Raw genomic sequence first — 25,235 nt, forward strand, 5'->3', positions numbered from 1 at the left:
TTTTAGTGCATTTCTTTCACTGTAAAACTGCGTGATTCTAATACTTCTAGGAAGGCACTAACTGTATCTAAGGCAGTAAACAAAGGTACAGCATTTTCAATCGCGGCGTTTCTAATTAACCGGCCATCACTTTCAGCACGATCATCTGCCTGAGTCGTGTTAATAACAACCTGCACTTTTTGCTGACGCAGTGCTGCAACCGCATTATTATCGGATTCCGAAATTTTATCGAGTACTTCCACGGGTAAGTCATTGTCTGACAAGTAAGCACCCGTACCTGCAGTGGCAAACAAAGCAAATCCCAAATCATTGAATCTCTTTGCTAATTCAAGCGCCTCTTCTTTGTCATCATCAGCAACTGTGAATAAGACATTACCGTAACGTGGTACTTTGATATTAGAAGCAATAAAGGCTTTATATAACGCTTTTGACAAGTTAATATCTGAACCCATGACTTCACCAGTAGATTTCATCTCTGGTCCAAGCAAAGAATCAACATCGGGCAACTTCGTGAACGAGAATATTGGTGCTTTAACGTGTACCATATCATCGTTAGGAACAAGCCCCGTCTCAAATCCAATTTCTGACAATTTTTCACCTAACATCACTCTTGTTGCTAATTGAGCGAGCGGAAGATGTGTGACTTTAGAGATGAAAGGTACTGTACGTGATGCACGTGGATTTACCTCGATAACATATGCTGTATTTTCATGAATAACAAACTGTACGTTCATCAGTCCTATCGTATTCATAGCTTTAGCCAAGTTAATAGAGGCCTGCACCATTTCATCTTGAACTTTTTGTGACAAATATTGCGGTGGGTAAACTGACATGGAATCCCCTGAGTGAACCCCTGCTCGTTCGATATGCTCCATAATACCCGGGATTACAGCCGTCTCACCATCTGACAAGACATCTACTTCTGCTTCTTGGCCCACTAAGTACGAATCAATCAATACTGGATGATCATTTGAAACCTTGACTGCACGTTGCATATAATCCTGAAGTTCATCGTCAGAAGAAACAATCTCCATTGCTCGACCACCCAAAACATATGAAGGACGAATCAATACAGGATACCCAATGGATTGTGCGGCAACTAATGCACCGTCAACCGTGGTCGCTGTCTTACCAACAGGTTGTGGCAAAGCGAGTTCTTTTATAACCTGATCAAATGCTTCACGATCTTCGGCACGATTTAGATCCTCTACAGAAGTTCCCAAAATATTTACACCATTATCTAATAAAGGTTGAGCTAAATTAATTGCAGTTTGTCCACCGAATTGAACAACTGCACCGATTGGATTTTCTAAATCAATTACATTGAGAACATCTTCCAAGGTAAGTGGCTCAAAATATAATTTATCCGAGATAGAGAAATCTGTTGAAACAGTTTCTGGATTAGAATTCATAATAATTGCTTCGTATCCCGCCTGTTGAATAGCCTTAACTGCATGAACAGTTGCATAATCGAATTCAACACCTTGCCCGATACGAATCGGTCCAGAACCTAGTACAAGTACTGATTTTTTTGTACTAATAATCGATTCGTTTTCCTGTTCATAGGTTGCATAATAATACGGTGTTGCCGATTCAAATTCCGCCGCAACAGTATCCACCATTTTATAAACTGGTTTAATTTCTTTATCTTTACGTAATGTTCTAATTTCAGCAGCTGTCTTACCCCAGATTTTGGCAATAGTTTCGTCAGCAAATCCATTCTTTTTCGCATACTGCAACTGATCGCTATCTCCAACATGGTTGGCAAGGTCTCGCTCGATTTCAATAACATGCAATACTTTATCCAAGAAAAATTCATCAATTAATGTTTTATCATGAATCGTTTCAATTGAAACGCCTCGACGTAATAAATCAGCAATCATAAACAAACGATCATCTCGAGCAGGCATTAACGCTGCTAACAGTTCGTCATCTGAAAAATCTTTATAAGTGATATCATCTAAGCCAATAGCACCAATCTCTAGTGAGCGAACAGCCTTTAACATGGCTTCTTCCATATTGCGACCAATAGCCATCACTTCGCCAGTTGCCTTCATTTGTGTACCTAGGCTGCGATCTGCTGTTGAAAATTTATCGAATGGCCAGCGTGGAATTTTAAACACAACATAATCTAAAGCTGGTTCAAACTCTGCCTTTGTCGTGCCAGTTACCGGATTAATGATTTCATCAAGTGTCAAGCCTACAGCAATTTTTGCAGCCATTTTGGCAATCGGATATCCAGTCGCTTTTGAAGCTAATGCTGAAGAACGACTAACACGTGGATTGACTTCAATAATATAGTATTTGTATGAATCAGGATCAAGTGCCATTTGAATATTGACACCACCCTCAATTTTTAATGCACGAATAATTTTTAACGCTGCGTCACGCATCATCTGAACTTCACGATCGGATAATGTTTGAACTGGTGCCGTAACAATTGAATCACCAGTATGAACACCGACTGGATCAAAATTTTCCATTGAAGCAACAACCAACGCATTGTCATGAGCATCACGCATCACTTCAAATTCAATCTCTTTGTAACCCGCAATCGAACGTTCAATCAACACTTGTGTTACAGGAGAAAGTTCTAATCCATTCGCCGTAATTTCCGAAAGTTCTTCATGCGTTTGAGCAATACCGCCGCCGGTACCGCCTAGTGTATAGGCTGGACGAACAATTACTGGATAACCATGTGTGTCAGCAAAATTAAGAGATTCTTCTAAAGTAGTTGCAATGATAGACTCTGGAATAGGTTCGTTCAAACGTTCCATCAAAGCTTTAAATTCTTCACGATCTTCGGCCTCTTCGATTGCCGATAACTTCGTTCCAAGTAACTCGATTTTTAGTTCATCCAAAATTCCTGCTTCGGAAAGGTCTTTAGCCATATTTAATCCAGTTTGACCACCTAATGTTGGCAAAATAGCATCTGGACGCTCTTTACGTAATATACGTTCAATAAAGTCAATTGATAGCGGCTCAATATATACTTTGTCAGCAATTTCAGCATCAGTCATAATCGTTGCCGGATTAGAATTGACTAAAATAACTTGATAGCCTTCTTCCTTTAGAGAAAGTGCAGCTTGTGTACCAGAATAATCAAATTCAGCTGCTTGACCAATAACAATTGGTCCGGAACCAATTACTAATATTTTACTAATGTCTTGACGTTTAGGCATTTGTAGTCTCCTTCTTTGATTCAGCTATCATATCCAAAAATTCATCGAATAAATATTCAGCATCGTGCGGGCCAGGTGCTGCATCTGGGTGGAATTGAACAGAGAAAGCATTGTAACCTTTCAGACGAACACCTTCAACAGTCTGATCATTGATTTCCTCATGTGTCACAACTAGATCTGTTTTCTCTAAGCTGGCTCGTTCTACTGCATAGCCATGATTCTGTGATGTAAAGTCTAGTCTCGTTTTGGAAATTGTACGCACAGCATGATTGAAACCACGATGGCCGAATTTCATTTTGTAAGTTTCTGCGCCATTGGCGATTGCGAACAACTGATGTCCCAAGCAAATCCCCATTAGCGGCAGATGATTTTGCAACTTCTGAATTGTTGGAATTGCATAGCTTGCATCTTTGGGATCTCCAGGTCCATTCGATAGTAAGATACCATCAGGGTTCGCTGCCAAAACTGTTTCTGCATCCACATTAGCAGGAAATACCATCACGTTAACGCCACGCTTGGCAAGCGAACGAAGAATTGAATTTTTCAGACCAAAATCAATGAGTGCGATTGATACACCATCAGTTGGGTTTTGATACTGTGTTTTTGTTGTTGCATCTCCAACCATTGTTTTCGATATTTCAAACGCTCCTAGTCTCGCAACGACGTCATCCGTTATTTCATCAACAAGAGCTGCTTTCATTGCGCCTTGATTACGCAATTCTTTTGTTAAAGCACGTGTATCAACACCTGTTATGCCAGGCATGCCAGTTTTTTCTGCCCATTCAGGTAAACTCATCATTTTACGCCAATTACTTGGACGTCGAGCGATTTCATGCACCACAATTGCAGATGCAGCTGGTCGCAAACTTTCAAAATCATCGCGATTAACCCCATAATTACCGATTAGTGGGTAAGTAAATACAATAATTTCACCTCGGTATGATAAATCTGTAATCGATTCTTGATAACCAGACATACCAGTGTTAAAAACTAACTCTGCCATGATATCAATATCAGCACCAAAAGCTTCACCTTCATATACTGATCCGTTTTCCAATAATAAGTAGCGTTTTTTCATTTTACGTTATCCTTATATACAATTTCACCATCAACCCATGTAGCCAATGTTTTCCCATACACTTGCCATCCAATAAATGGTGAATTTTTTCCCATTGACTCAAAACTTTCAGCATCTATTTTATAACTATTATCGAGATCAAACAAAGCGAGGTCTGCTTGCGCACCTTCTTCAATACTAGTGGGCGCCTGCAACTGGAATTCGCTGACTGGAGCAGTAACCATTCGCTCAAGCAAAGTTTCTAGCGTCATCACACCATTTTTAACCAAATAAGTATAAAGCAGTTGGAAACTTGTTTCGATCCCGGTAATACCAAATGGTGCCTCTAAGAAAGACTGCTGCTTCTCTTCTTTTCCATGTGGTGCATGATCAGTAGCAACCATGTCGATGGTTCCATCAAGTAATCCAGCAATAACTGCTTCACGATCTTTTTGCGTACGTAATGGTGGATTCATTTTGAACATTGCATTATCAGAATTGATAGCTTCTTCTGATAATAATAAGTGATGCGGAGAAACCTCAGCACTCACATGGATACCTTCATGTTTGGCAATTCGGACTAAGTCAACCGATTCCTTAGTTGAAATATGCGCGACATGGTAATGAACACCAGTAGCTTTCGCTAGTACCAAATCTCGAGCAAGTTGTGAACTTTCCGCCAATCCTGTAATTCCTGGTAATGCTAACTTTGTAGATTTTTTCCCCTCATTCATGACACCATCATGAACCAACGTATCGTCTTCCAAATGCGCGGCTAAAGGTTTGTTAACCGATGCAGCGGCGACCATTGCTTGGAGCATGGTATTTGCTGTCTGTACCCCTTTACCATCATTGGTGAATGCTTTGGCTCCAGCTGCTGACATGCCTTTAATATTAGTTACTTGATTTGACGTCAAATTATTTGAGATGGCACCATACTGTTCAATATGAATCACACCATTTTGTTTATTTCGTGCAATTTGATTCGCTATCTTATCTTCATTATCAGGAACTGGATTTAAGTTAGGCATGGCAACCACAGTCGTAAACCCACCGCGTGCAGCCGCTTTAGATCCGCTATTAATCGTTTCCTTATATTCAAAACCCGGTTCACGAAAATGTACGTGTACATCTACTAATCCTGTTGAAAGAAAAGCCCCTTTAGCATCAAAAACAGTAGCTACATTACTTTCGATGTGACTACTAATCTTTTGAATGATGCCTCGATCAATTAAAACATCTCGAGGAACGAGTTGACTATTCCATAAAATTTTAGCATTTTTTATTAGTTGCATTTACTTACTCCGTAACGTATTCTAAAATGGCCATTCGTGCATAAACGCCATTAGTCATCTGGTCAAATATTCGTGATTTCGGTGCTTCAACTAAATCATCAGCAATCTCGACGTCTCGATTAACTGGGGCTGGGTGCATAATAATGCTATTTTCTTTCAAACTCGCGTAGCGTGATTCAGTCAAACCATACATTTCATGATACTTTTTGGCCGAAAAATTTTGATTTTCAGTATGTGTGATACGTTCATGTTGTACTCTAAGAAACATCACAACATCCTGTTCTGACCAACCAACATCAAGATCAACATGTTCGCCAAATGATTCAAAATCGACTGGTTGCCAGTCTTTTGGCCCACTGAATGTTACTGTTGCACCGAGATTATTGAGTATTTCTGCATTTGAACGTGCTACTCGTGAATGTGCTAAATCTCCAACAATTCGAATTTTCAAACCTTCAAAGTGTCCAAACTCTTGATAAATTGTCACTAAATCTAATAAACTCTGTGAAGGATGTTGACCACTGCCGTCCCCTGCGTTTACAAGTTGTGGGATCGCATGTCCTTCACTCCGCAAGACACTTTCATACCATGAATTTTGAGAGTGACGAATTACTGCAACATCCACACCAATCGCCTTAAGTGTTTTTAAAGTATCAACCAAACTCTCTCCTTTTGTCATTGAACTAGTTTGAGGGTCGATTTTTATTTGCTTCCAATCAAGTTGATTCTCTGCCATTTGGAAACTACTATGCGTTCTCGTTGAATTTTCAAAGAATAAATTTACAGCCGTTATCGATTTTGTTTTAGGTTGCTCACCTGATTTTAACGCTAATGCACGTTGTATTAAGTGTAGCACGTCACTTTTATTAATTGCATTTATATTCAAATAGTTTCGCATATTACCCTTCTTTATACAAAAAACCAAGCGATCTGAGCGACCGCTTGGTTCTAGAAAATAAGGGTAAAAGTGTACACTTTACCAAAAGTATCTAAAGCCTTGCAGGTCTCTCTGGACCTGATTAAAGGTTTTATTTTATTGATAGTAATCATAGCATCTTTTAAAAATTAATGCAACTTACTTACTAAAGAAATTTTTGTTTCCTTGATTGATATTTTCTTTGGCTGTTTTGTTACTATTCCAGAATGGCACAATGACTCTACCAACAACGTGCTTTTTGTCTACAAATCCAAAGTATCGTCCATCATTTGAAACTGATCGATGATCACCCATGACAAAGTATTTATCCTTTGGAACTGTAGAATGATTACGATCTTTGCTCTGCCATAAAGTGCCAGAAGAAAGTGTCTTCAGAGACCATGTGCTGCCAAAAGACATCTCTGTTCCCTGTGTACGTTCATTCAAACCAATGAAGTTCTGATTAACTTTCTTGCCGTTGACATACAGATTAGATGCTTTGTATTCAACCGTATCACCTGGAATTGCAATAATACGCTTCACATACTTATCGTCGCCAGATTGGTACCTAGGATCTTCGTCTTTAGCCTTAAATACAATAACGTCTCCACGCCTATAACTTGCCACCTTGTTTAGAAAAACATTCTCTCTATCTTGTAAGTTAGGTTCCATTGATGGTCCGCTAACTTTTACGCGCGTAAATAAAAATGAGCGAATAAGTACTACAATTAGAATTGCAATGGCAATTGGAAAAACCCACTCCTTCAAAAACTTCATAAACATAAATATCTTCCTTTACATAAAATCACCAACAGAATATCTGTCGGTGATAGTGAGCTTAAATTACTTCTGCAACTTAGAATATGCTTCGGCAACAGGTTTTGTAACGATGTCATTTAATTCTGTGAGCAAAGTGTTCAACGCCTGCTCTGCCTCCATCAGTGCATTGATTTTTTCGTCCTTTTGTACTTTTGCAGCAACAGCATCCCATTCCTTTTCTTGTTCAGGTTTTGGTTGTTGTTGGCTTTGCATCATTTGTTGAACTGCCATTTGAATTGCTTGGAATTCGCCAAACAACGCCTTAGAATCAGCGTCATTTTGTATGGCGTTAAATGCATTTTGCCATGCATTATATTGTTGTGTCTCTGTCAAAACATTTGCCATTTCATTGGCATTATCGTAAATATTTACTGTCATGTTGTTTTCCTTTTTTAACGTTATGTTATATTACTAAAATCATATCACAATCAATAACTAATGTGAAACACTATTCAATCTAACCATTAATTGCCAAATAATCCTTTAACATTGTTCCACAATTGACCAGCTCCTTCAACAGCTTTGTCAACGCCACTATTGAAGTCATCTTGAATTGTTCCCCATAAGTCACTACCCTGATTTGTACGACTTGATGGGGTGTTAGGATTTGTTACTGTAAAGGCAGTCTGATCCGTATTTGGTAAAATTTGTTCCAAAGACGTTTTAACCAAAGGTCCCATTGTAGACGTCAATCCTAACGGCAAAGAACCTGTATTATTCCCTTCAAGCCCCATCCAAGTTGCTTGAACAATATCCTTTGTGTATGCCATTCCCCATGAATCTTTTGATGAACTAGCGTTATTGGTACTGTTAGGATTTTCAGTAGTACCGGTTTTACCGGCAATAGTGTAACCTGATGGCGCAGACCCAACACCTGTACCATCTGTATAAGTACCAAGCATCATCCGTGTCATGTTATTTGCAACCTTACTACTGATGACCTGTGTTTGTTTTGCTTTTGGTGAGCTAACAATTACTTTCCCACTTGCATCAACTATTTTAGTAATATAATGTGCCTGACTCATCACACCACCATTGGCAAAAGCAGTGTATGCTTGTGCCATTTGTTGTGGAGATACACCTTTAGTCAATCCGCCTAATGCCAGTGACAGGTTCTTATCTTTTTCACTCAATGGTAGACCAAACTTAATACCACTCTTATAACCAACTTCTACACCCATTTTATTCAGTAAATAGACTGCCGGAATATTGTATGAATGTTCCAAAGCCGAATACATTGGGACATCGGCTGTTTCAACATTCATAGCATTGTTTGGTGTATAATTGTTCGTCCCAAAACTCATCGACTGATTAGGTAATTGCGTGCTAATACTATAACCTCGCTGTAGAGCTGGTGCATAAACGACCATTGGTTTGATTGCTGAACCAGGTTGTAATTGTGATTGATTAGCTCGGTTAAAGCCACGGAAAGTATGTGATGTTTCACGGCCACCGACTACAGCCAATACTCCACCAGTTTTAGCATCTAATACAATAGATGCTGCTTGTGCATCATCAACATAGTTAAATAATGCTGAATTATCAAAATCATTTTGTAAATTCGTTTGATCTTTTTGGTCTAACGTTGTATATATTTTATACCCACGATTCATAACATCGTTTTCTGTTAAACCATAGGTATTGATAGCTTCGTTAATCACTGAATCAAAATACCAAGGATAATTATAATCACCAGAATCATCATAGGTATCATACAGCGCATCCGTCGTTGATTTAGCTGTGTTAGCCTGTGCTGAGGTTATTTTTTTATTATCAACCATAGTTGTCAAAACTAAATCACGTCGAGCTTTGGAAGCTTCTGGATGATCGATTGGATTAAATTTAGCGGGACTAGTTAACATACCCGCTAGTGTAGCGGCCTGTGTTGTCGTTAATTCACTAGCATGAACACCAAAATATTTCTGTGATGCGTCTTCGACACCCCAAACTCCATGACCAAACCAAGCATTATTAAGATACATCGTAAAAATTTCATTTTTAGTGTAATCTTGTTCAACCTGCATGGATAAAAAGATTTCTTTAGCTTTTCTAGTAAATGTCTGTTCTTGCGACAAATAAGCATTTTTAACCAATTGCTGTGTCAACGTAGAGCCGCCACCAGAAATAGTATTCGATCCGGTTATTTTGTTTTTGACCAATAGAACCGCTGCACGTGCAATTCCTTTTACTGAGAAACCATATTCATGATAAAAATTACGGTCTTCAATTGATAAAACAGCATCTCGCATATTCTGTGAAATTTTATTATACGAAACATAGGTGCCTTTTTGTGAATATAATTCACCTGCTTTTTCACCCTCATCATCGTAAACCGTTGCTGTTTGAGAGAGCGTTGCCTCTAAATTTTTAACGTGTGCAGTTTTAGCTAAAATTGATAAGTAGGCACTTGTGACCAAAAATAATGTTAAAAATAAAATAATCAACAAGCGACCAAATTGCCACCGATGCCAGATTGGTCCTAATTTACCCCACACTTTTTGACTTATTGCTTTCAACCACTTCATTCATCAACCTATCAATTCCGCCCAATGATTAGCTAGCTTTGCGGCATCTGTTTCATTTCTACTTGTAACATAAATTGTATTAAATCCCGCTAGGGTCGTGATTACTTCAGGTAAATTTGCGTCATCAATAATGCCTGCAACTGAGTTACCACTACCATCAGTTGTTTTAATAATCGTTAAGAACTCAACATGAGTCACATATGAAGCATACTCTTTGATTGCTTCATCAACAGCGTTAGTTGTTACCAGATTTTGAACATTTTTCGTTGTATCATTGAGTTGCTGGTAACGTAATTGCCCGCTGTCACTCTTTTGACGAATAATATTCATTGCCCGAATATCTCGTGATACGGTTGTTTGTGTTGTCTCAACACCATGCTTAATCAGCTGAGCAAGTAATTCTTCTTGGCTGGCAATAATATTATCTTGAATAATATCTAAAATAAGCTTTTGCCGTTCTTGTTTTGAAATCATTGATTTCTCCTTTGTATCATGATGCACGGTTATCCAAAAAAATATCATGCCGTTTTATGCATCACTTTAACAGTTAGCTTAAATCATACTTGATTTTTTCAAACTAGTTACATTTCTTCAGGTGCCTTGACGCCTAATAATCTCAAGCTTTCTGTCAAAACAATAGATACTGATTTAACCAACACTAAGCGAGCATTTAATTGCGCATCTTCTGTTAATATTTTTGAATTAGCGTAGTACTTGTTAAATGCTCTTGACAAATTCAACGCATATTTAGCAATAATGCTAGCCTCACGTTGTTGCCATGCACGTTGTACTGTCTTGGGGAAATTGTTAAGTGTCGTAATAATATCCCATGTTGCCGGATCAGTCAAATTCAAACCATCACTCGTCAATTGAACCGACGCCTTGCGTAAGATTGATTTTGCTCGCGCATTTGTATACTGTACGTATGGTCCAGTATCTCCTTCAAAACGAACAACTTCTTCCAAATTAAAGTCAAAGTTGTTGGTACGATCATTCATTAAGTCATGAAAGACAACGGCACCGGCGCCCACTTCTTCTGCGACTGTATCTTTATCAGATAAAGCAGGATTTTTCTCTTGAATTTGCTTCAAAGCCAATTCATGTGCATCATCTAATACATCCTTCAGCAAAACAACATCACCCTTACGTGTTGACATTTTTTTACCATTGAACGTAATTAGACCAAAAGAAATATGTTCAATGTCTTCAGCCCACTCAAAGCCCATTAGTGATAAAACAGCCTTCATCTGTACAAAATGTTCACGCTGCTCCCCACCAACAACATATAACGATTTCGCAAAATCATATGTTTCTTTTCTATAAAGTGCGGCTGCTAAATCACGAGTCATATATAAAGTTGCACCATCTGAGCGCTTAATCATAGCTGGCGTTAGATTTGGATTGATATGGCTCAAATCAACAATTTGCGCTCCCTGTGATTCAACTAAAAGATTTTTGTCTTCTAGAAGATCAACGATTTTATCCATTTTATCATTATAAAATGCTTCGCCGTTGAATGAATCAAACGTGATATCCAAGCGATCATAAATATCAGAAAACTCTTTCAATGATTCAGCACGGAACCATTGCCATAAACGATACGCTTCTTCATCGCCATCTTCAAGCTTCTTAAACCAAGCACGACCTTCATCATTTAATGCGTCATTTTCCTTAGCTTTCTCGTGAAACGTTACGTAGTACTTTAACAGAGTAGCGATTGGGTCTGATTTCACTTCTTCTTCAGAACCCCAAGCTTTGTAAGCATATATTAGTTTACCAAATTGCGTACCCCAGTCACCCAAATGATTTATTTTGACTGGTGTGTAACCATTTTTTGCTGTGATATTTGCTAGTGCATTACCGATAACAGTCGAACGTAAATGTCCCATTGACATTGGCTTAGCGATGTTTGGACTGGACATATCAATCGTTACCTTAGCTCCATGTCCATCTGCATTGTCACCATAAGCACCTTCCAAGTCAAATACTGTCTTCAATACTTGATTAGAGGTAGCTACTTTGTCCAAGAAAAAGTTAACATAAGGTCCAGTAGCTACAACCTTTTCAAATCCTTTTTGATTAATTGCTGCAACGATATCTGCAGCAATTAATTGCGGTGCTTTATGTAATTTCTTAGCCAATGTAAATGTTGGAAAGGCAACATCGCCAAGATCAGATGATTTTGGTGCTTCTAGTTTCTCAGAAATCTCTTGCAAAGTAAGGTCTGTGAGCACTGCATTAAGTGCCTCAACAATTTGTATATTATCTACCATTTTTTTTCCTTTTGGTTTTTAATTATGATTTTTAGTAAAAATACATTATAATCAAAAATTCGATATTCTTATTATACCGTATTTTAAGCATTATTCATCTAAAAATAAATAAGCTCGTCTCTTGTTTTCATCAACAAAGAGACGAGCCTAGCCCGCGGTACCACTCTAATAGCTTTCGCCACTCAAATTTATTAACTTCAGACTCCTAGTACGCGCCGTTTTGACTATGGCTTGACTCTCATCAACTCAAGCTCGCTTCATCATAGCTTCCAAACTTCTTTACTTATCTTCGTCTTTTACAGATTTTTCGGGTACAGGGCCATGTTTGATTACTTCAACCTCATCCATACGAACAACAGCGCGGTGGTTCATTTCGTTAACTGCTGGTTGGTCAGCCGCCGCATTTTCCGTAATTTCAACTAATAATGAATTTTCATAAATCTTTTCAACTTGACCTGTAAAAGGTTTTTCTAAGTTACCATAAGCTGGTGCTAATAAAACATCTCCAAGGTTAAATCCAGAGGTATTTTCTTCTACTTCTTCTGCCATGTTTGCCTCCATTTTAACGTTATTTAACAGTTCATTTTAGCATAAAACAAATGTTTATGCGAGTGTTTTAATTACCCTATCTAATATAGTTCGCGCAATATCAATTTTGGGTAACATTTCAATTTTTTCCGGGTCTTTATCACGTGATAGAATTGTTACTTGGTTATTATTAGCGTCAAAGCCGACATTCTCATCACTGACATCATTGGCAACTAAGAAATCTGCATTCTTCTTGGATAACTTTTTTTGTGCAAACGCAAGAACATTTTGCGTTTCAGCAGCAAATCCAACAACAAGTTGTCCGTTTTTCTTCATATGACCAATATCCGATAATATGTCCGGATTTTGAATTAATTCAATTGTTAAATTCTCGTGCCCTACTTTTTTAATTTTGTTTTCAGCCTCTGAAGCAGGCCGATAATCAGATACAGCTGCCGAACTGATAAAAATATCTGCGTCAGTAAATTCTTTCATAGCCGCTGCATGCATGTCACGTGTAGAAGTAACAACTATTTCTCGAACGCCATATAACTCTTCTCGTTTCGTAGTGGTTATAAGCACCACTTTGGCACCTAACTCTGCGCCTGCCTGTGCCAAAGCATAACCCATTTTCCCTGAAGAACGATTTGTTAGGTATCGTACTGGATCAAGTGCTTCACGTGTTCCGCCAGCTGTAACAACAAGTTTTCTTCCTTCTAACTCACCGCCACGCGCCTGTATACGAATAGCTGCCTGATTTATAATGGCCACTGGTTCCGGTAGGCGGCCTTGCGACTCATAACCTTCTGCTAAGAAACCAATTGCTGGGTCAATAATAAACCAACCATCACTTTTTAATAAATTCAAATTACGTACAACCGCAGCATTGTCTAGCATAACATCGTTCATCGCTGGGGCAATGACTTTAGTCGCAGATGATGCCATTATCGTTGCAGTCACAGCATCATCAGCGATACCATTTGCTATTTTTCCAATAATATTGGCAGTAGCCGGGACAACAAATATCATGTCTGCCCACTTAGCCCATTCAATATGAGTAACTGCAGCACTATCATCACGAAAAAGATTAGTTAATACATCGTGCTTAGACAAAACAGCTAATGTTTGCGCGGTGATAAACTTTTGAGCTGCAGCCGTCATGCCCACACGAACACGAGCACCACTTTTAACAAATTCGCGTACTAATGTTGCTGACTTGTAAGCCGAAATACTACCTGTCACCATCACTAATATATTTTTATTTCTATAGAAATTATTCATGTCATACATTATATCATGGAATATTTTAAACACGAAAAAAAGCGATATTCTAAAAATATCGCTTTTTTCTATGAACTCGTAGAACTAGAACTATGGGCTTGTGCCTTAACATAATCAATTGCTACCACTACAGCCACAACAACAGATTCCAAAGACTCGTCTTCAATTGTCATGTCATAGGTACTTGTCATTGCCAACCAACGCTGATCAACAGAACCAATTGCACGTCCATCTTGCATGATAGTAAAATTCATGTCCCAGATATTACCTTCGACACTTAAACCAAGTCCCTCAATTTCGTATCTTGGTTTAAAAAAGGAAAAACGTTTAATAATTTCAACTTCTTCCGGAAATTCATTAATAACTAACTTAAACTTTGGTAAAAAAGCAAACATTTGATGCGTTAAACGCGCAATAGGTATACTGTTTGAATCCAGAATATCAAAGTACTTTGGTATACTAAATGTACTACCAGAAACCGTGTAACATGTATTTTCATTGTCGTCGGTTATATCAAACTTTCCGCCCAAAGAAAACAAATGTTGTTTCATCAGTAAATGTTTCATTTAAGTCCTTTTTCTAGTAATTTACCAGCAACTGGTATTTGGCCCAATTGGTCTACTTCCTGACCATTCACAACTACCAAATTACTAGATGATTCAGCCAAAGTTGAGAAAGCATTGATTGACTGATTTTGGAAGTACTTATCATCAGCACCAGCTAGACCAGCTTGAACAGTGTCAATACGATATTTTTCAGCTTCAGCACGCGTTTTTGTGGCGTCAGCTTCAGCCTTGGCAGTAGCCATCAGGGCATCATTTTTAGCTTTCGTTGTTAATTCAATTGAACGTGCTTCACCTTCAGCCTTAGCAATTGTGGCAACTCGCTCACGATCTGCCGTTAATTGTTTATCCATCGCCTCCTGAATTGAAGCAGAAGGGCGTAATTCATCAATATTGATACGATCAACATTGATACCATACGTATTCGTTAAATCACCAATGGCAGTGGCTAATTGGACGTTAATTTTGGTTGTAGAGCCAAGCGCTTCATTCAACTCCATGCGACCAATAATATCACGTAAGTGTCCACGCACAAGTTGTGCCATAGATTCAACTGAATCTGTGTTTTCATACATGTATTTCACCGCGTCAGTCACATGATAATTTAAAGTAACACTTGCCTTAATATCAGCATTATCGGCAGTAATCACTGAGTAATCAGGCAAACGTAGTGGACGCATAGCCAAACTTACCTTACGAATTTTTTGAAAGAACGGAATATAAAAATGTAATCCAGCCTCTCTTCGAGCACGATATTTTCCCAATGTCTCTACGAGTCCCGCATTATTCTGCGGAACAATCTTAAAAAAAAGCATAACTTCTCCCTCTAATCTTTCATGATTTGCCGTAATGTCAATATATTCCCGTTTGCCTCGAGAATCACGTAATCTTCATTACTTTTAGCAACAGCACTATTATCAATCAAATATCGATAATAGATACCAGAAACATTGACTAAACCGCTCTTAATGTCAATATCTCTACCTGGAATAACCTGACCTACAAATTGACGATCCTCAAAGTCGCTTGGATGATAGTTAGCCATCAGTAATTGCGTGATATAATTATTTAATGACCGCCCTTCCTTACTAGCCTGTTCCGCCAAAAACTCATGTAGTTTTGGATCAATTCTTAATGGTATGTTGCCTGACTTCATGTTTTTTTCTTTAACCATATCTTTATGATATCACAATTAAATCATTTTGCAATTACTAAATTATTTTTAGATAATAAAAACGCCTAACTATTATGAGCTAGGCGTTTTTTACTTGTTAATTACTTTTTATCATTCTTTAAATTGTCAATACTATCTTTGACAGCATCTTTAGCTTCCGTTACAGCATCCTTGGCTTTTCCAAACAAGCCTTGTGCCTTACCTTCTGCTTCACGTTGCTTATCACCGGTAACCTTGCCTTCAACTTCTTTTGCTTTACCAGCAACCTTGTCCTTAGCATTATCAAACTTTTCTTCAACTGACATATAATACGTTCTCCTTGAGGTTTATTTGATGTTACAAATTCATTGTAACATTTCTACAAAAAAATGACAGTAAAAAGAACTATTATGGAAATCTGACCTAACTTGTCGCATTGAAAGTTATAATTGTCAGGGTAATTGATCAATTGAAAGCCACGAGATTATTTCATGTCTACACAGAAAAATCTTCCCATTCAATCAACTACCTTATATTCAAAAAAACCACGTGGCATGAGCGGACACGTGGTTTAAAGATTAGAGTTCTGGTTTCCGTGGCAAATAAAAAATCGAAAACCATACACATATTTTAGTTTTATTTATCGCATAATACAACAACCTTTGCTAGGCAATCTCACTTGGTTTGTTCAAAAATAGTTACAAATAATTTTTATTAATTCTTTATTGACGCAGATATCACTTATTCAGTGCATTCGTTAATCGTTTTAAACAAGAAACCGTTTATTACATATGTACGATGCCCCCGAAGGGAAGAAGCAATACATTTTGGGAGTGTATTTAATAATTTCTAGGGACATCTTACCTAAATGTTAGCACGCTAATGACATTTTCTCTAGTAATAACACTTATAACAGCTAATTAGCCCGTCAATCATCGTGTATCCATATCAATTAAAGTTCCATACAAAATAAATACCGACCAGGATGTTTTCTGGCCGGTATTTTTTGGAATGAGTTTCACTCTTTCTATTTGAGATATTTACTCAAAACAATTTCTTCCCCATGCATAAAGCATATCATGAAACACCAATAGAAAATTCAATTGTCCATTATTAAAATTAACTTATTGAAATGAAATCTAATTATTATTTTAAATATAAAAATATCCAAACTATAGCAAAAAAAGCACCCGAAGATACCTTTTTTAGCAATCCAAATAACGGTGTTATGATTTTGTATATTAATCAAGTTTCAGGAAATTACATAATGCATCTGGATCACTACGAGCTAAATGGTAACATACTAAAACTGTCTTGTCACTAAAACATTTGTACGATTATGAAAACTAGAAATATATTCGTCTTTATAAATCAACTTGTTCATTAAAATACTGTAGCTATTCATTCTAATTGCAAACTGTTAACAACAAAAAAAGCAAGACTTAATTTCTCACTCAAGAAAAAGCCTTGCAAACTCAGTAATTCTCGGCTTACCAAGTTTATCGATAAACATATATAATGAATATCATTTTTGTAAACATCTTGGTAACGCTTACATAATGATTATATACATTTTTAATATGATTGGCAATAATTATTTTGCATAATGTCTCATTGATATTTACCACTGAATTTTAGTTTGGTGATTATAGTTTATCAGAAGTTATTTCCAATCTAACCACCAATAAATAATTTGACATCCACTACAACAATGATAAGCGGATAAGAAACTGTCTGTAAAAACTTCAACTCAATACTGAGATCTTGTTGATCAGTTAACCACTTAAATTTCATGCCATTATTTGAGTACTATCCGTGTTTTGGCACATAACTCCCCCTCAATGTCATTTAGTTTTATGGTCGTGCTTATAAAGGACCTATACTTTATAGAACTCCCTAAAGCAGTGTAGCAAATAACCTTATTCTACTTTAGACTATTATGCATGCTTGCAGTATACTTTCTCAATTGTTATACTGTAGTTTCATATGCAACAATCTACATTATAAATATTTGGGAGAAAATAATGGAAGAAAACGAAAAGAATGTGCCAGAAAATGTTAAAGGTTGGAATTGGGGCGCATTTGCGTATACTATTTTTTGGGGAATTGGAAACAAGACGTACCTGCCTTTATTATGTTTAATTCCCGTTTTTAATTTCGTTTGGGCTTTTGTGTGCGGATTTAAAGGCAATGAATGGGCATGGCAAAAAGGTAATTACAAAGATGTCGAAACATTTAAGGCTGTACAATCCACATGGAACCGTGCGGGATTAGCAAATTTCATCGTTGGCATCGCATTTTTACTGGTTTACCTCATATTTATTGTTGTGCTTATATCATCAGCAACGAACGCAAAAAATTTTTAACAGCCAACTAAAAAATTAATAACGAACAATAAAAAGCCGACTAGTATTAATCTAGTCGGCTTTTTAACGAGTTTCATTTTAATAACTGTCTTTGAAATTCAACTCCCCCATTGCTTCATGGTAACACAACTATGCATATTTAATTATATAGTTTTGGAATATTCATACAAAAATCTTAGCAGAATTCATAACAAATCGAGAAATATCTTGGTGTTTGCCTACCCAATGACGTTAAATTTAATTCTGCTATGTCCCCAATTTATGCAAATTAAAAGCCTAACAGGTTCCACAACTGATAGCCAGAAACACTTAAGGGAGTAAGTCACTCTGTAAAATGGAATGCCTGTCAGACCATACATTCATTATACATGATGATTTGTTAAAAATGTAACAAACTGTCGTGTTTTAAACATCGCTACCAAAACTGTATAATGTTTATTTTTTTAGTCGAAAGCACTAATGTCCATTCGGTGGTTTATTCATTGAAAGAAAAATAATGCCTTTTTGATAGTGAGTTAAAAAATAAAACCAAAAATACCAACCGTAAATTCATCTGATTGAACGTTTTTATTATATTTAAATTTAAAACCACTCATCATCTACTGCTCTTTGTAATGTCATTGGGCCAGTTTGCGATTTAATCACAAAATCATCTGATGTTAATCCCGTCCTCTTTACAAAATTTGTAATGAAAGTGCTGATATCTGTATTGGGATCATCATTTGTGCGTAAGGTTACAAGATAGTGTTTACTTTCGGGATTACTCCAGATGCCTAAATCACTCAGCGCATCCAAGTCTAATCTGCTAATTGAGTTATCAATTGTAATTTTATATTGTCGGCGATGCAAAACATTACTTATTCCCATGATAGTCTCCTATGATTACTTATTCTGATATTAAATACCTAAAAAATATCATGAAAACGCTTTCTTGTCAAACAAACAAATTTTATTCGCTTTTTCTTATTTTATATTTTGCCAAATCTATCAGTAAAACCATCAATAATTAATGTGATTAAATATGTTTCAAACAAAGGTATAGCCACAAAAAATACTTGCATCACGTTAGATAGCATCGAAATTTTATCTTCTAGTCCCCCAATTCCCCAGATAGCAAAAAACAACGCCCAGATCAGACGTTGTTTTTTGTTTGTATAATGCTCTGTAATCCTTGTGAATCTAAAAGTGGGCTTTTATCTTATAAATTGGTTGACCTTTAGCCATAAACTTCTGTTCATACTCGGTCTCAACATTCCCTTGTACCTTATCTTCATCAGCATGCAAATCCAACGTGTAATCTTCCGATGCCCATCGCATGCCAAAGTCCATAAAACTAACCATTGAATACTCAAATAAATGACGATTATCTGTTTTGAACTCAACTTCGCCATGATCTGGCAAAACCGCTTCATAAGATTTCAAGAATGACTTATAAGTTAATCGACGGGATTCATGACGCTTTTTTGGCCAAGGATCAGAAAAGTTCAAGTAAACTTTGCTAACTTCTCCCTTCTCAAAATATGTCTCAACACCATTTCCATTACCATAAATATAACGTAAATTTGGTAATGTACCGACTTGATCAAAGCTCTTACGCGCTGCAATGGCAATTGCCGTTTCTTGAATTTCCATACCAATATAATTAATTTCCGGATGTGCCAAGGCCATGCCAAGAATAAACTGCCCTTTACCAGAACCAATCTCCAGATGTATTGGTTGTTCTTGATCAAATAATGATTGCCATTGTCCAATTTGTGCCGTTGCACGATCTTGACCAATCACTATATCTGAATGCTCAGCTAGCCAATCGCTAGCCCAAGGTTTTGAGCGTAAATGCATAAAATTTCTCCGTTACTTTTTCATTTTTTTAATCATGTATGGAATATAACTTTTTTGTAGCCCAACAGTAACTACAATCAATAATACAAATAATAACAATATCCGTTGTAAAGATCCACTTGTTACGGCTACCGTAACAATCAACAACGTGCAAACAATGTAATTCACTAACCTATGCACCCGAATAAAGGCGCTTTGTTTCTGAGAATTGGTAATTGGCATTAAACGCGTCCAAATTTTCTTCTGCGTATCTGAAAATAGTGGCAATAACTGAAAATTAACAAGATATACGACCAATGCACCAATCACAGCAACTAGCCAATCGGGTGCAGTCTGCAACACACCTACGACAATCATCCCCACAACTATTAATCTAAGCACTAAAGGCAATATTTCCGTGTCTCGCGCCAACCTTGTCCAGTATAACCGCACCATTGCTGGCTTGTCCTTTATCAAACATTGCAAACAAAAATCAAGGTAACGTCGTCTTTTAATCGATTTAGGTTGATTGGGAATTTCAGCAAAAAGTGCAAAAAAATGCAATACTCTTTGCTTTTGCTGTTGTGCTTGTTGTGTTGCGATGACCCAGTTAATTGCAAATGATTTTGCCTTATGATTGCTGATATGAAAATAGTAAGCCGTTACTACCATCAGTATCAACCAAGTACTCATCAAAATACACACTTGCATCTGAGTCAATATAAGAATAAATTCTAAGAAAATGCTAGGCAATAAAACACGAAAGAGAAGTCCTTCAGCTGTTGAATTCGCTTCAAATATTATAATCGTTTGCACACGTTGCTTCAAAAATAGTTTATCTCGTTCAAATAACAAGAGAAGCATCTTATAACTGATTGCAAAAATCAGCAAAGAACTAATCCGTAATAAACCGTTGACATAAATTCGCAATAGAATTGGTACGATGGCACCGACAAAAGTAGCTTGCCATACACTCGCATATACAATACTCAAGGTCACAGAACGCGTCAAATATTTTTTGATAATTTCCGAGTCATTTCCGAGTAAGTAAAGCCGGTCTGCTGGCTTAAAGTACGTAATTAAATCACCTATCTGTAGTCCTATAAGTAACCACGCAATGATGATTACTTGCCACCAATTAGAGCGCCAAAACATCATCGACTGCGGCGTACTGAGCAATTCGCGATAAGCAAGTACAATACCACCCAAAGCAATAACCAAAAAAATTACAAAATGATCATTAAATAATAATCGCAGATACTTAGCACTTGTTCGTTGTTCATCCCGAAAACGCCGCCAAAATAAATCGCTAGCCTTCATTAGCTAACTCCTTTTGCATTAAATCAAACAAATCATCAAGATGATCGACTGTCAACTGATTTTCTTCTGCTAAAGCGGAAGGCGTCCCCACGAAACGTACTTTACCGTCATGCAGCACAACGAATCTGTCCACAAAGGTCGCCGCGGAAGCTAATAAGTGCGTTGTCATTAAAACACTATTCCCAAGTTTTGCTTGTTCCCTCATCAAAGATACGACATCCCGCTGCGCTAATGTATCTAACCCCAAAAAAGGCTCGTCAACAATTAGCAATGGGGCGTTTAACATAAATGCAGACACGAGCATTACTTTTTGTCGCATCCCTTTAGAAAAGTGAATTGGTAACCAATTTAGCTTATCTTCTAGTCTAAACATAGTTAATAATGGTACAACACGTCCCCAAGTATTCTTGTCATCTTTTTCATGTGCCGCTAGCATCAAATGTAAATGTTCACCCAATGTCAATTCGTCATACAATATTGGTTGTTCAGGAATGTATGCAATTTGTGATTTAAAGGCTGTCGGCTCTGATACTATATTTATATCATTAAGAATAATAGAACCCATTTGAGGCTGTAACTCCCCGATGATGTGATTAATTGTCGTTGATTTCCCAGCACCATTTAGACCAATCAGGGCAACGATTTCACCATTAGGCACGTCAAAAGAAATGTTTTTCAATATATTATTTCCTGCGTACCCACCAGATATATTGTTAATTTTTAATCCCATATATTTATTATAGCAAGCATTACGTGACATTTGTATGAAATATGTAAATATGGATAATAACTGTCTCTTTTCAATTCGTTTACTAAAACAACGCTTTATTTTTGTTGAATCCTCTTATTTGTTATAATAGAAAATAACAAATAGAAACGGAGATTATTACATTGGATATTTTTGACAAAATTATTGCAGGTGAAATACCAAGTTATAAAGTTTATGAAGATGAAGACGTTCTCGCATTTTTGGATATCTCACAAGTAACTCCTGGACATACACTCGTTGTACCAAAGAAAAACGTTGATAATATTTTTGACTACGATGATAATACTGCCAAAAAGGTTTTGTTGAAGTTACCTGTCATTGCGCGTGCCATCAAAGCGAGTGACGACAAGATTACAGGCCTCAATGTTCAATCAAATAATGGTCCTTCTGCCGGCCAAACCGTTATTCACTCTCACTGGCACTTAATCCCTCGTTATGATGATGACAATCTAAATAGTGTTCTCGCTCCAACAATTGATAATAGCGCTAATTTTTCTGCGGAACAATATCAAGCAATTGCTGATAGTATTGCTTCACAATTTTAAGACATCCGATGTAACGGTAACGATGTTTGGGAGAAATAATTATGAAATTATTTGATCAATTCAAAAATCTCATCACGAATATAAAAGAAATCACAGCTTTACTCAAACAACTCCAGGTACAACAGCATGAATTAACAGAACAATTAAAAGAAATACAAAGTGTTTCTGAAGATATTCAGTCAGATATTGAAAAAATGAATTTCAAAAATCAACCACATATTTCACGTATTAATGAGGCTACTGAGCATTTAAATACTGAATTATCTAAGTTTAAAGCGCATTAGATTCATTTGTGGTAAAATACTTAGTATTGTATCTAGAAAAGGAAAGTATTATCACATGCGAAAATTTATTTGGGGACTTCTCGTCGTTGTTTTTGTCGGGGGACTGGTCTTTCTTGGTTTCAACTCATCAAAAACATTAATGACTTCAAAGGTTGGTAAAATTACTGAAAAACAGTTTTACGAAGATATCAAAAAATCATCAGCCGGTCAGCAAGAATTTGCTAATATGGTTATTAATAAGGTTCTAGGAGCTGAATATGGTGACCAAGTTTCTGACACAGATGTACAAAACGCTTACGACGCGCAAAAGGCGCAATATGGTTCATCGTTTAAGACTGTTTTGGCATCAAACAACACAACTGAAGCTCAATTCAAAAAGAATATCAAAAATAATCTGATTATCAATGCCGCTATCAAGGCTAATTATAAGGTAACTGATAAGCAACTTAAATCTGCTTATGAAAATTACCACTCAGATACGACGATTTCAATGATTACGGCTAAGGATGAATCTAAGGCTAAAGAAGCCATTGACGCATTGAAGAATGGTGATAACTGGAATACAGTCTATAAAAAGTATTCTACAGATAATACTTATAAATCATCAAATGGTAAAATGCCGGCATTTAATTCAACAAATGCAAGTATCGACTCAGCTGTTCAAACTGCAGCATTCAAACTAGATAAAGTTGGCGACTATTCAACGGAGCCTGTAACTGGTACAAGTGGCAGTTACTACGTTATTAAATTAGATAAGAAAACAGACAAACCTTCAATGAACAGTTTGCGTAGTACCTTATCCACTCAGATAGTGACTGATTTCATTAATGATTCAAAAAATACCAGTGAAATACAAGGTATTGTTGGAAAGATTTTGCGTAAAAACAATGTTAATGTTAAAGACAGCGACTTGAAAACAGCTTTGAACGCCTACCTAACAGCGGGCATTTCTTCATCAAAGTAACTGTTGCATCATTTATCGTCAATGATTGCGCGAAGAAAAACGATCTAATTGCTTAGATCGTTTTTTTACACCAATTTTTATGTAACAGCTGTTGAGTTATCCTGAAAAATTCTGAATCGAATTGTATCCTCTAGTCATATTACACAAGAAAACTAGGACGAATCCCAAACATACTAAATCCATAACAAAATGCTATGGATTTTTACTTATAAACAGATGTTTTTGTTCAATGTCCCAATGTCCAACCACCGTCAATTGGTACCACCGTACCATTAATATAGTCAGCTTGAGGACTTGTCAAAAATAGTGTTAAATCGGCAACTTCTTGTGGCAGAGCCCATCGTTTTGCGGGAGTTTGATTGGCAACTTGTTGGGCCATACTAGCATCACCGGCAAAGTCTTTGGCATTCATTGGTGTATTAATTGCTCCCGGCGCAATAGCATTAATGTGTAGTCCTTTTGATGCATAGTCAAAAGCTAACTGTTTGGTGTATCCAATAATTGCATGTTTGCTGGTTGTATATGCTGCCCCGCCTCCACCAGCAGTAAATCCAGCTATGGAGGCCATGTTAATAATGTGTCCATACCCAGAGGCAATCATTTTGGGTAATACAGCATTTGATAAAATAAACATGGGTGTTAAGTTTATATCCATCACCTGTTGCCAAGTGTCTAAGTCAATGGTTAAAGACGGCCGATAATCATCTAATATGCCTGCTGTATTCAATAGAATGTCAATTGAAACAGCGCTAGTTATTTGTTTCACTAACGTTTCTAGTTTTTTGTGTTGTCTCATGTCAATTTGATATGTATGCAAGTTAACATGTGTGTACACTATTTTCTCTTTGTCTAAAGCATATACAGTTGCACCTTGAGATAAGTAAGTTTTCAACTGCGAAAAACCGATACCTGACGCGGCACCGGTTAATAAAACATTTTTATTTGTATAATTTTGATCAATCATTTATCTAATCTAATCATCTTACTCAGTGCAAAAATCAAAATACCACCAACAAGCAATGACACAACTTCCCCTGGCAAAACACTAATGTAGTACGCGAACCATTGTGAAAAAAGACCGCCTGATACGCCAGAAGGAAACGAACCACTGGCACCAATATTAAAGGCAAATGTAAACTCTGCTGCTAAAATACCCATTCCCAATGTAGAAACTACGAAAGAGCTAATTAAAATTTTTACCACCGTATTTGTTACTTTCCGAGTTAAAAAATAAGTCACAGTGGTCATAATCAAGGTACCTGCGGTACCAAATATCCAATCAATCCAACCTAATGGTGAAATGAGATTAGCGATAAAAACACCCAGCCCCAATGCCAAAATATATCTCTTATTCCACGCAGATAAGTGATTTAAACCCTCAGATAAACGTAATTGAACTGGTCCAAATCCAATCGGTGCTATGACTAATGTGATTGCTGCATATAACGCAGCAACAATTGCTGTTAATGTAATATTCCTTGTGCGGTTGCTTTGCTGCGCACTTATTGTCTTTTGCATAAATAGTATCTCCTAGTTTTTTTAAGCGGGATGGTTGATGAACCGCTATTATTAAGTTT

The 25,235-nt window shown here is 37.0% G+C and carries 25 protein-coding genes and 1 riboswitch; of the genes, 4 read left to right on the forward strand and 21 right to left on the reverse strand.

Annotation, left to right across the window (positions count from 1 at the left end):
• Positions 1-2 precede the first annotated feature (2 nt).
• From carB to GJV51_08035, 15 genes are all read right to left on the reverse strand, one after another.
• Positions 3-3,182 carry a carbamoyl-phosphate synthase large subunit gene (gene carB / locus GJV51_07965; GenBank protein ID QGM25915.1) on the reverse strand — a complete coding sequence of 1,060 codons (3,180 nt, stop codon included), beginning with the start codon at positions 3,180-3,182 and terminating at the stop codon, positions 3-5.
• Positions 3,175-4,260, reverse strand: a complete 1,086-nt coding sequence (gene carA / locus GJV51_07970; GenBank protein ID QGM25916.1) for a glutamine-hydrolyzing carbamoyl-phosphate synthase small subunit — start codon at positions 4,258-4,260, stop codon at positions 3,175-3,177. The genes carB and carA overlap by 8 nt, the downstream gene beginning before the upstream one ends.
• Positions 4,257-5,534 (reverse strand): dihydroorotase, encoded by a 1,278-nt coding sequence (locus tag GJV51_07975; protein ID QGM25917.1) that lies wholly within the window; start codon positions 5,532-5,534, stop codon positions 4,257-4,259. Before GJV51_07975 ends, carA begins: the two co-directional genes overlap by 4 nt.
• Before the next feature lie 4 nt (positions 5,535-5,538).
• Complete coding sequence (locus GJV51_07980; protein ID QGM25918.1) at positions 5,539-6,432, reverse strand: aspartate carbamoyltransferase catalytic subunit; 894 nt, start codon at positions 6,430-6,432, stop codon at positions 5,539-5,541.
• 177 nt (positions 6,433-6,609) lie between these two features.
• On the reverse strand, positions 6,610-7,233 hold the full coding sequence (lepB, locus tag GJV51_07985) for a signal peptidase I (protein ID QGM25919.1): 624 nt from the start codon (positions 7,231-7,233) through the stop codon (positions 6,610-6,612).
• A 60-nt stretch (positions 7,234-7,293) separates the two neighbouring features.
• Positions 7,294-7,647, reverse strand: a complete 354-nt coding sequence (locus tag GJV51_07990; GenBank protein QGM25920.1) for a hypothetical protein — start codon at positions 7,645-7,647, stop codon at positions 7,294-7,296.
• 86 nt (positions 7,648-7,733) lie between these two features.
• Positions 7,734-9,794, reverse strand: a complete 2,061-nt coding sequence (locus GJV51_07995; GenBank protein QGM25921.1) for a PBP1A family penicillin-binding protein — start codon at positions 9,792-9,794, stop codon at positions 7,734-7,736.
• Between the two features lie 3 nt (positions 9,795-9,797).
• On the reverse strand, positions 9,798-10,268 hold the full coding sequence (locus tag GJV51_08000) for an arginine repressor (protein QGM25922.1): 471 nt from the start codon (positions 10,266-10,268) through the stop codon (positions 9,798-9,800).
• Positions 10,269-10,375: 107 nt separating this feature from the next.
• Positions 10,376-12,067, reverse strand: coding sequence for an arginine--tRNA ligase (locus tag GJV51_08005; protein QGM25923.1), 1,692 nt, complete (start codon positions 12,065-12,067; stop codon positions 10,376-10,378).
• Between the two features lie 279 nt (positions 12,068-12,346).
• Positions 12,347-12,616, reverse strand: coding sequence for a hypothetical protein (locus tag GJV51_08010; protein ID QGM25924.1), 270 nt, complete (start codon positions 12,614-12,616; stop codon positions 12,347-12,349).
• 54 nt (positions 12,617-12,670) lie between these two features.
• Complete coding sequence (gene coaBC, locus GJV51_08015) at positions 12,671-13,876, reverse strand: bifunctional phosphopantothenoylcysteine decarboxylase/phosphopantothenate--cysteine ligase CoaBC (protein QGM25925.1); 1,206 nt, start codon at positions 13,874-13,876, stop codon at positions 12,671-12,673.
• A gap of 68 nt (positions 13,877-13,944) precedes the next feature.
• On the reverse strand, positions 13,945-14,442 hold the full coding sequence (locus GJV51_08020) for a hypothetical protein (protein QGM25926.1): 498 nt from the start codon (positions 14,440-14,442) through the stop codon (positions 13,945-13,947).
• The gene (locus GJV51_08025) at positions 14,439-15,254 is read right to left on the reverse strand and encodes a paraslipin (GenBank protein QGM25927.1); all 816 of its coding nucleotides are present in this window, start codon (positions 15,252-15,254) and stop codon (positions 14,439-14,441) included. The genes GJV51_08020 and GJV51_08025 overlap by 4 nt, the downstream gene beginning before the upstream one ends.
• An 11-nt stretch (positions 15,255-15,265) precedes the next feature.
• Positions 15,266-15,613 carry a toxin-antitoxin system HicB family antitoxin gene (locus GJV51_08030; protein ID QGM25928.1) on the reverse strand — a complete coding sequence of 116 codons (348 nt, stop codon included), beginning with the start codon at positions 15,611-15,613 and terminating at the stop codon, positions 15,266-15,268.
• Between the two features lie 101 nt (positions 15,614-15,714).
• Positions 15,715-15,918 carry a CsbD family protein gene (locus GJV51_08035; protein QGM25929.1) on the reverse strand — a complete coding sequence of 68 codons (204 nt, stop codon included), beginning with the start codon at positions 15,916-15,918 and terminating at the stop codon, positions 15,715-15,717.
• 1,698 nt (positions 15,919-17,616) lie between these two features.
• Between GJV51_08035 and GJV51_08040 the strand changes: the two genes are divergently transcribed.
• Entirely contained in the window at positions 17,617-17,958 is a 342-nt protein-coding gene (locus GJV51_08040; protein QGM25930.1) for a ribonuclease G, read from the forward strand.
• A 582-nt stretch (positions 17,959-18,540) separates the two neighbouring features.
• Here the strand turns inward: GJV51_08040 and GJV51_08045 are convergent.
• The 4 genes from GJV51_08045 to GJV51_08060 form a co-directional block, all read right to left on the reverse strand.
• Positions 18,541-18,825 (reverse strand): hypothetical protein, encoded by a 285-nt coding sequence (locus GJV51_08045; GenBank protein ID QGM25931.1) that lies wholly within the window; start codon positions 18,823-18,825, stop codon positions 18,541-18,543.
• 312 nt (positions 18,826-19,137) lie between these two features.
• On the reverse strand, positions 19,138-19,797 hold the full coding sequence (gene trmB / locus GJV51_08050) for a tRNA (guanosine(46)-N7)-methyltransferase TrmB (GenBank protein QGM25932.1): 660 nt from the start codon (positions 19,795-19,797) through the stop codon (positions 19,138-19,140).
• A gap of 12 nt (positions 19,798-19,809) precedes the next feature.
• The gene (locus GJV51_08055) at positions 19,810-21,096 is read right to left on the reverse strand and encodes an ABC transporter permease (protein QGM25933.1); all 1,287 of its coding nucleotides are present in this window, start codon (positions 21,094-21,096) and stop codon (positions 19,810-19,812) included.
• Positions 21,086-21,826: an ATP-binding cassette domain-containing protein gene (locus tag GJV51_08060; protein ID QGM25934.1), complete on the reverse strand. Its 741-nt coding sequence runs from the start codon at positions 21,824-21,826 to the stop codon at positions 21,086-21,088. Before GJV51_08060 ends, GJV51_08055 begins: the two co-directional genes overlap by 11 nt.
• A 161-nt stretch (positions 21,827-21,987) precedes the next feature.
• On the opposite strand from GJV51_08060, the gene GJV51_08065 reads away from it, so the two are divergent.
• The 3 genes from GJV51_08065 to GJV51_08075 are packed head-to-tail and all read left to right on the forward strand — an operon-like array spanning position 21,988 to position 23,658.
• Positions 21,988-22,410 carry an HIT domain-containing protein gene (locus GJV51_08065; GenBank protein QGM25935.1) on the forward strand — a complete coding sequence of 141 codons (423 nt, stop codon included), beginning with the start codon at positions 21,988-21,990 and terminating at the stop codon, positions 22,408-22,410.
• A gap of 41 nt (positions 22,411-22,451) precedes the next feature.
• Positions 22,452-22,694, forward strand: a complete 243-nt coding sequence (locus GJV51_08070) for a hypothetical protein (GenBank protein ID QGM25936.1) — start codon at positions 22,452-22,454, stop codon at positions 22,692-22,694.
• A gap of 55 nt (positions 22,695-22,749) precedes the next feature.
• Positions 22,750-23,658, forward strand: coding sequence for a peptidylprolyl isomerase (locus GJV51_08075; GenBank protein ID QGM25937.1), 909 nt, complete (start codon positions 22,750-22,752; stop codon positions 23,656-23,658).
• A gap of 226 nt (positions 23,659-23,884) precedes the next feature.
• Here the strand turns inward: GJV51_08075 and GJV51_08080 are convergent, their stop codons facing one another.
• Together GJV51_08080 and GJV51_08085 are read right to left on the reverse strand one after the other, a co-directional pair.
• Positions 23,885-24,622, reverse strand: a complete 738-nt coding sequence (locus tag GJV51_08080; protein ID QGM25938.1) for a 3-oxoacyl-ACP reductase — start codon at positions 24,620-24,622, stop codon at positions 23,885-23,887.
• Positions 24,619-25,176, reverse strand: coding sequence for a QueT transporter family protein (locus GJV51_08085; protein QGM25939.1), 558 nt, complete (start codon positions 25,174-25,176; stop codon positions 24,619-24,621). Before GJV51_08085 ends, GJV51_08080 begins: the two co-directional genes overlap by 4 nt.
• Positions 25,177-25,182: 6 nt before the next feature.
• Positions 25,183-25,228: riboswitch (PreQ1 riboswitch) on the reverse strand.
• Positions 25,229-25,235: the final 7 nt, after the last annotated feature.

Source organism: Leuconostoc mesenteroides subsp. mesenteroides (genome assembly GCA_009676745.1).
GTDB lineage: Bacteria > Bacillota > Bacilli > Lactobacillales > Lactobacillaceae > Leuconostoc > Leuconostoc koreense.